1 rRNA gene (only partly in view) is annotated in these 1,734 nt (G+C 57.7%); it reads left to right on the forward strand.

The features are described 5' to 3' along the window. The first annotated feature begins 33 nt into the window (after positions 1-33). A 23S ribosomal RNA gene (locus ACH4SI_RS42030) occupies positions 34-1,734 on the forward strand (it continues 1,488 nt past the right edge of the window).

Raw genomic sequence — 1,734 nt, forward strand, 5'->3', positions numbered from 1 at the left:
TTTGAGAACTGCACAGTGGACGCGAGCATCTGTGGCCAAGTTTTTAAGGGCGCACGGTGGATGCCTTGGCACCAGGAACCGATGAAGGACGTGGGAGGCCGCGATAGGCCCCGGGGAGCTGTCAACCGAGCTGTGATCCGGGGGTGTCCGAATGGGGAAACCCGGCAGTCGTCATGGGCTGTCACCCGCTGCTGAACACATAGGCAGTGTGGAGGGAACGCGGGGAAGTGAAACATCTCAGTACCCGCAGGAAGAGAAAACAACCGTGATTCCGGGAGTAGTGGCGAGCGAAACTGGATGAGGCTAAACCGTATGTGTGTGATACCCGGCAGGGGTTGCGCATGCGGGGTTGTGGGATCGTACTTCAGTCGTCTGCCGGCGGCTGGGTGAGTCAGAAATTGTTGATGTAGGCGAAGGGCATGCGAAAGGCCCGGCGTAGAGGGTAAGACCCCCGTAGCCGAAATGTCAGCAACTTGCTTGTGCGACACCCAAGTAGCACGGGGCCCGAGAAATCCCGTGTGAATCTGGCGGGACCACCCGCTAAGCCTAAATATTCCCTGGTGACCGATAGCGGATAGTACCGTGAGGGAATGGTGAAAAGTACCGCGGGAGCGGAGTGAAATAGTACCTGAAACCGTGTGCCTACAAGCCGTGGGAGCGTCGCGCAGAGATTCGTTCTCTGCGTCGTGACTGCGTGCCTTTTGAAGAATGAGCCTGCGAGTTTGCGGTGTGTTGCGAGGTTAACCCGTGTGGGGAAGCCGTAGCGAAAGCGAGTCCGAATAGGGCGGTTTAGTAGCGCGCTCAAGACCCGAAGCGGAGTGATCTAGCCATGGGCAGGTTGAAGCGGAGGTAAGACTTCGTGGAGGACCGAACCCACCAGGGTTGAAAACCTGGGGGATGACCTGTGGTTAGGGGTGAAAGGCCAATCAAACTCCGTGATAGCTGGTTCTCCCCGAAATGCATTTAGGTGCAGCGTCGTGTGTTTCTTACTGGAGGTAGAGCACTGGATAGGCGATGGGCCCTACCGGGTTACTGACCTTAGCCAAACTCCGAATGCCGGTAAGTGAGAGCGCGGCAGTGAGACTGTGGGGGATAAGCTCCATGGTCGAGAGGGAAACAGCCCAGAGCATCGACTAAGGCCCCTAAGCGTATGCTAAGTGGGAAAGGATGTGGAGTCGCAGAGACAACCAGGAGGTTGGCTTAGAAGCAGCCATCCTTGAAAGAGTGCGTAATAGCTCACTGGTCAAGTGATTCCGCGCCGACAATGTAGCGGGGCTCAAGCGTACCGCCGAAGTCGTGTCACTGCAGCATGAGACCTAACGGTTGCTGTGGTGGGTAGGGGAGCGTCGTGTGCCGGGTGAAGCAGCGCCGGAAGGTAGTTGTGGACGGTTCACGAGTGAGAATGCAGGCATGAGTAGCGATACACACGTGGGAAACGTGTGCGCCGATTGACTAAGGGTTCCTGGGTCAAGCTGATCTGCCCAGGGTAAGTCGGGACCTAAGGCGAGGCCGACAGGCGTAGTCGATGGACAACCGGTTGATATTCCGGTACCCGCTTTGAAGCGCCCAATATCGAATCCTCTGATGCTAAGGCCGTGAAGCCGCCCTGATCTCTTCGGAGTTGAGGGGAGTGGTGGAGCCGCCGGTCCAAGGTGGTAGTAGGTAAGTGATGGGGTGACGCAGGAAGGTAGTCCAGCCCGGGCGGTGGTTGTCCCGGGGTAAGGGTGTAGCCGT

Origin of the sequence: Streptomyces sp. NPDC021212 (assembly GCF_044332925.1) — a bacterium.
GTDB lineage: Bacteria > Actinomycetota > Actinomycetes > Streptomycetales > Streptomycetaceae > Streptomyces.